At 59.9% G+C, this 6,105-nt stretch carries 3 protein-coding genes and 4 pseudogenes; 6 read left to right on the top strand and 1 reads right to left on the bottom strand.

All coding sequences use genetic code 11. The features are described from left to right. The 3 pseudogenes from AB4048_RS28460 to AB4048_RS28450 form a co-directional block, all read left to right on the top strand. Window positions 1–321: pseudogene (locus tag AB4048_RS28460) on the top strand (VOC family protein); the annotation flags it as partial. 87 nt (window positions 322–408) lie between these two features. Then, window positions 409–904, top strand: a pseudogene (locus AB4048_RS28455) (hypothetical protein). A 62-nt stretch (window positions 905–966) separates the two neighbouring features. Continuing rightward, a pseudogene (locus AB4048_RS28450) lies at window positions 967–1,194 on the top strand (class I SAM-dependent methyltransferase); the annotation flags it as partial. A 75-nt stretch (window positions 1,195–1,269) separates the two neighbouring features. On the opposite strand, the gene AB4048_RS28445 reads toward AB4048_RS28450, so the two are convergent. Beyond that, window positions 1,270–2,226 (bottom strand): SDR family oxidoreductase, encoded by a 957-nt coding sequence (locus AB4048_RS28445; protein ID WP_442205300.1) that lies wholly within the window; start codon window positions 2,224–2,226, stop codon window positions 1,270–1,272. Window positions 2,227–2,439: 213 nt separating this feature from the next. On the opposite strand from AB4048_RS28445, the gene ligD reads away from it, so the two are divergent. From ligD to AB4048_RS28430, 3 genes and pseudogenes are all read left to right on the top strand, one after another. Beyond that, the gene (ligD, locus tag AB4048_RS28440) at window positions 2,440–5,067 is read left to right on the top strand and encodes a DNA ligase D (protein ID WP_442205299.1); all 2,628 of its coding nucleotides are present in this window, start codon (window positions 2,440–2,442) and stop codon (window positions 5,065–5,067) included. A gap of 170 nt (window positions 5,068–5,237) precedes the next feature. Further along, window positions 5,238–5,642, top strand: a complete 405-nt coding sequence (locus AB4048_RS28435; RefSeq protein ID WP_442205298.1) for a DUF2231 domain-containing protein — start codon at window positions 5,238–5,240, stop codon at window positions 5,640–5,642. A gap of 59 nt (window positions 5,643–5,701) precedes the next feature. Then, window positions 5,702–6,105, top strand: a pseudogene (locus AB4048_RS28430) (PQQ-dependent sugar dehydrogenase); the annotation flags it as partial.

Genomic DNA, 6,105 nt, shown 5'->3' with positions numbered 1-6,105 from the left:
ATGGGCCGGTCGTGTTACGGGCCTGGGCGACCAGCATGTCGAAATCGCCATGATGCGCACGCCGGACGGACACAGCCGCCTCGAACTTTCGCGCTTCCTAAAGCCCGAAATCATCTCTGATCATCGAAACGCTCCGGTGAACGCACTTGATATCTGCGAGCCATGTTCACTGTCGACGACGTTGATGAAACGGTAGAAAGACTTCGAACGCACGGCGCGCAGCTTGTGGGCGACATCGTCCGATATCAGGACGCCTACAAGCTCTGCTACGTTCGTGGGCCTGAGGGCATTCTGATTGGGCTTGCCGAGGAACTTGGATAGTCCGCCGAGGGATATCCTCGTCCCGTGGCCTCTCTCGGATCGTCTCAACTCGTTGACGTGCAGGGCTGCCGATACCATCTACGCCTCATGCCGAAACACGAAAAGAACGACGTTGAGCTCCTTCGGACATGGACGCTGTCTCCCACGGCCACCATAGGGTCGTCCGTGCGCGCGAAAGGGATACTTCAGGAACTTCAAGCGCGTCTTCCTTCCGCATGGAAGAAGTCGCTCGCTCTCGAAGGTAGCGACATCACACTGGCGATGCCGGTTAGGGAGAAGGCCGCGTTCCATGCGGCGGCAACCGTCCTCACAAAGGCGATGGAGGACGTCGAAAACCTACCCGTCATCCCACGAGAAATTCAGGACATCCTGACTATCAAAGCCAGCGAACGGCACCGCTGGCTCGCGGACGGGCGCCTAAGCCAGAGCGGAGAACCGTCGGAAGGCGGCGTACAAGGCAAAGTTGACGCGGTCGCTGAAGAAGGCCGGAAAGACGAAGAAGGACAAGGAAGAGAAATCGGACGAGCCCGCTTCGAACCTTCGCGGTTGGGAAGAGTTCGACATCGACGGGCTGCTTCGATAACGAAAGCCGTTTGCAACCCGTCGATCTCATTGGCAGTTTAGTGAGAGTTCCTCGCCACAGGGCGTCGCGCCGCTCGAGGCCGAAGGCGGGTCAGAAGGCCTCGGCTTTCGGAGGGCGTCAAGTACCATCGAACGATTGCAACGACGTGGAATGCATTGATCTCCTCTGGGTTTATCATCCGCAGGGTTGAGGAATTCTCGCCGACGGCCGAGCAAATCAGACAACTTCCCGCTCTGGCGGAAGAACTTGAAAGACCGATGATGATGCTGGTCTCTGCCCGCCGTTCGTGACTGCGCGGGTTTGCAGTCACCAATGTCTCCATTTGTTCGATGTCCGCAATAGGCCGAAGTTACGGCAGTTCGTGCCTAGTACCCTCCTACGATCGGCAGGATCTCACCGGTGATGTAGCTGGAAGTCTGCGGTGACGCCAAGAACACATACGCCGGCGCAATCTCTTCAGGTTGGGCGGCTCGTTTCATTGGCGTTTGCAATCCGAATTTCTCCACGTCTTCGGCCTGCTTGTCTGAAGGGTTGAGAGGCGTCCAAACCGGTCCTGGAGCCACTGCGTTTACGCGGATGCCCTTGGGCACGAGTTGGCTGGCCAAGGCTCGGGTGAAGGCATGAATGCCACCCTTCGTCATCGAATAGTCAAGCAGTTCCTTCGAGCCCTCAAGACCCGTGACGGAACCGGTGTTGATGATGGCCGAGCCGTTCTTCAGATGCGGAACGGCGGCCTTCGCCATATAGAAATATCCGTAAAGATTGGTCTTCAGCGTCTCGTCGAAGTGTTCGTCGCTGAGATCCTCGATGTCCTGGGTGTGAACTTGAAACGCCGCATTGTTGACGAGGATATCGAGGTGGCCGAATTCCTTGATGGTCTTTTCGACCGCCGCGCGGCAAAACTTCGGATCCTTGACGTCGCCCTTCATGACGACGCACCTGCGGCCCTCTTTGGCGACGGCCGCTTTCGTTTCCTCGGCATCCTTGGCCTCGTCCAGGTGGACGATCGCCACGTCGGCGCCTTCTCGCGCGAAGAGAACGGCAACCGACCGACCGATGCCGGAATCGCCGCCGGTAATGAGTGCGACCTTGTCCTTCAGCTTGTCGGAGCCCTTGTAGAACGGGGCGTCGTACATGGGGGCGAGCGGAAGCTCGTGCTCGGCCCCCGGTTTGTCCTGATGCACCTGCGGCAACGGCGGTTCGGGATAGCGGCGTGCTCCGGCTTGCATCGCACCGGTGGATCGCGGTTTCTTTTTCTTGTCGGCCCGCTCGACTTGCGTCTGGATTTCCCGCTGTTTCTGGGCGGTGCGTGACGATGACATGGCGTTCCTCCTTTTCATCTCGCTGAGAGAAACGCCGACTGCGCCGAAAGGTTTGCCGAGGATGCACAGAATTGCCAACCGAGCGATTGGACCCACATCCTATCCGTTTCAAAGATGGCCCTTCGCACATGCCGGCGACGGGCACACGCGTGATGGGCTCGGAACCCTCTGGGCTCGAATGCTTTTTCCGGAAAAGGGAAAGTGAGCGCTCCGATGCCTACCGACAAGTTATCTACCTATAAAGCGAAACGCGACTTCGAGAAGACTCTCGAGCCAAGCGGCGAAACGCGACTTAAACCCTCGAACAGGCGCCGCTTCGTCATCCAGAAGCACGACGCCACGCGCCTTCATTACGATCTTCGTCTCGAGCTCGACGGCGTCTTCAAGTCCTGGGCCGTGACAAAGGGTCCTTCGCTCGACCCGCACGACAAGCGCCTCGCCGTCGAAGTCGAAGACCATCCGCTCGACTACGGCGACTTCGAAGGCACGATCCCGAAGGGGCAGTACGGGGGTGGCACTGTCATGCTGTGGGACCGAGGATACTGGGAGCCCGAAGGATCGAAATCACCCGAGGAAGCCTTGAAAAAAGGTGACTTCAAGTTCTCGCTCGAGGGAAAACGTCTTCATGGAAGCTTCGTCCTCGTCCGTATGCGGAACGACCCGGACCAGAAGCGAAACAACTGGCTTCTTATCAAGCACCACGACGACTTCTCCGTCGAGGAGGGCGGCGGCGCCATTCTGGAGGAGAATGACAGGTCGGTCGCGTCGGGCCGGACGATGGAGTTGATCGCCGGGGGCAAGGGACGGAAGCCGAAGCCGTTCATGGTCGCGGACGGCGAGGTTTCGGCTGACGCCGTATGGGACAGCACGCGCGGCCTGGCGGCCATCAAGCGGAAAGAGAACTCCGTGGGCAAGGGTAGTTCTTCAGCGCAGGCGTCGCCGGAGTTCATACCGCCGCAACTTTGCGAGGTGAGCGAACGACCGCCTGCTGGGGACGGCTGGCTGCACGAGATCAAGTTCGACGGATACCGCATCCAGATGCGGATCCGGGACGGGCAAGTGACCTTGAGGACTCGCAAGGGTCTCGACTGGACGGCGAAATTTCCGGAAATCGCAAAGGCGGCTGCGGCGCTGCCGGACGCCATCGTCGACGGCGAGGTTTGCGCGCTCGACGAGAACGGGGCGCCCGACTTCGCCGCGCTTCAGGCCGCACTATCCGAAAAGAAGACCGCCAATCTGATTTTCTTCGCCTTCGACCTTCTCTTTGGCGAGAGCGACTATCGCGGCAGGTCTTTGAGTGAGCGCAAGGACGCGCTCCAATCCTTGCTTAGCGAGGGGGATGTCGGCCCATTGATACAATACGTCGACCACTTCGAGACCGGCGGCGAGGCCGTGCTGAAATCCGCCTGCCGGCTCTCTCTCGAAGGCATCGTCTCCAAAAAGGCGGACGCTCCGTATGCTTCTGGCCGCAGCGATAGTTGGGTGAAGTCCAAATGCAGGGCAGGGCACGAGGTCGTGATCGGAGGCTATGCGACGACCAATGGCCGTTTCCGTTCGCTCATTGTTGGAGTCTATCGCGGAGATCACTTTGTCTATCTCGGGCGGGTTGGTACCGGCTACGGTGCGCAAAAGGTCGGTATGCTCATGCCGCAGCTCCAAAAGCTGAAGATCCCCACATCTCCCTTCACGGGGGTCGGCGCCCCGAAGAAAGAGCGAGACGTCGTGTGGGTCAGACCGGAGCTTGTCGCCGAGATCGAGTTCGCCGGCTGGACCAGCGACGGTCTCGTGCGGCAGGCGGCTTTCAAGGGACTCCGTGCCGACAAGCCGGCGCGCGAAGTGGAGGCGGACCGGCCGGCATCACCCGCTGTTGTCGACCCGCGCCAACCGCAGCCGCAAAGCCGCCGGGTGTCGCGTGGGAAGAACGCCAAGGCCGAAGTTATGGGTGTTCTCATATCCAGTCCTGACAAGCCGTTGTGGCCGGACGCGAACGATGGGGAGCCGGTCACCAAGGAAGATCTCGCCAGATACTACGAGGCGGTTGGAGATTGGTTGATCGACCATATCAGGGGTCGTCCTTGCTCGCTCATCCGGGCGCCCGACGGTATCGGGTCCGAGCAGTTTTTCCAACGGCATGCCATGCAAGGCTCCTCGAACCTTCTGGAACTTGTGAAAGTCTTCGGGGACAAGAAACCCTATCTTCAGATCGACCGCGTCGAAGGCCTCGCGGCCGTCGCGCAGATCGCGGCCGTGGAACTCCACCCCTGGAATTGCCAGCCTGGGCAGCCGGAAGTTCCGGGACGCCTCGTATTCGACCTGGATCCGGGACCAGACGTTCCGTTCTCGACGGTCGTCGATGCTGCGCGCGAGATGCGGGACCGGCTCGACGGCCTCGGCCTGACAAGCTTTTGCAAGACGACGGGCGGCAAGGGGCTTCATGTCGTGACGCCACTAGCAATCAATCGACGCAAACCTCTGGAGTGGGCCCAAGCCAAAGGGTTCGCGCACGACGTCTGCGAGATAATGGCGCGAGACAATCCCGAACTCTTTCTGATTAACATGAAGAAGAGCTTGAGAAACGGCCGCATTTTCCTCGACTATCTGCGAAACGACCGAATGGCGACGGCAGTCGCACCGCTGTCGCCTCGTGCGAGGCCTGGCGCGACCGTGTCCATGCCGCTGACGTGGGCGCAGGTGCGGTCGGATCTCGACCCAAAACGCTACACCATCCGCACCGTGCCACGACTGTTGGCGAAGGCGAACGCGTGGAAGGACTACTGCCAAGCCCAGAGGCCGCTGGAGGAGGCGATAAAGATGGTTGCTCGAATAATGCGAGCTAGATGAAGCGCTGTTCCTTAGATGCGTACCTGCCTGCTTGGGGCACAAGCTTCAATAGATCCCTCGTTCCTCGCCGGCGGCTCGGGGAATAGAGAACACGTCCCGGCCGGAACCCCACGCTCTTTCGACGAGTTAAGGGAAGGCCGCGCCAAACGTGTCATTCAAAAGGGCCGCCAATGTCCTACCGCTCGCTTCCGTTACATCTTTCTGCCGCCTGTTTCATTGGAGTGTTTACCACGGACCTGACTTATTCGCGAACAGCGGAGATGATGTGGACGAACTTTTCAGCATGGCTTCTCACCGCGGGCCTGCTTCTAGGAGTGCTGGCGGCCGTTGGTTGCATCATCGACCTCGCTTCGCGAAGGTTGGAACTCGCAGGCGTTGTCTGGCTATACCTCGCGTTGCTGCTCGCGGTATTCGTTCTGGCGCTTTTCAACGCTTTCATTCACAGCCGAGACGCCTGGACATCGGTCGTGCCGACCGGCCTAACGCTGTCGGCCATCACCTTTGTCGTCATTCTCGTGGCTGGAGTCTTTGGAGCGACGGTCAATCGTCAATATCTGCGGAGGTTGGCCCGATGAGCAGGTTTTCGCCGTCCGCGATCACCATCGTTGCAGTCGCCGGAGCTGGCGTCGGCCTAATGGCCTTCGGTACGAGTGACCCCAATCCGAAGGACGTTATCGGGCCTAATCCGAAGCTTCCTCCTCAGTCCCAGTATCTGCTGCCACCGATGCATCTCGCGAAAGTGGTCGGCTGGGAAGACAAGGAAACGCCCGTCGTTCCCGCCGGCCTCAAGATCCAGGCGCTCGCCACCGGGCTCAAGCATCCGCGGTCGGTCTATGTGCTACCGAACGGCGACGTCCTTGCCGTCCAATCCGTCGCTCCACCCGCGGCTGCGATCAAGCGACCCAAGGATCTCATCATGGGATGGATGGAATCGCTGACGACATCCGGAGGCTCTGGCAATGAAGACAGCAACAAAATAACCCTTCTTCGCGACGCCGACGGTGATGGCGTCGCGGAGGTGCAGGAGACCTTCCTCGA

Origin of the sequence: Rhizobium sp. RAF56, from assembly GCF_052113965.1 — a bacterium.
Classification (GTDB): Bacteria; Pseudomonadota; Alphaproteobacteria; order Rhizobiales; family Rhizobiaceae; genus Rhizobium.
This window is presented reverse-complemented; position numbering and strand designations above follow the sequence as displayed.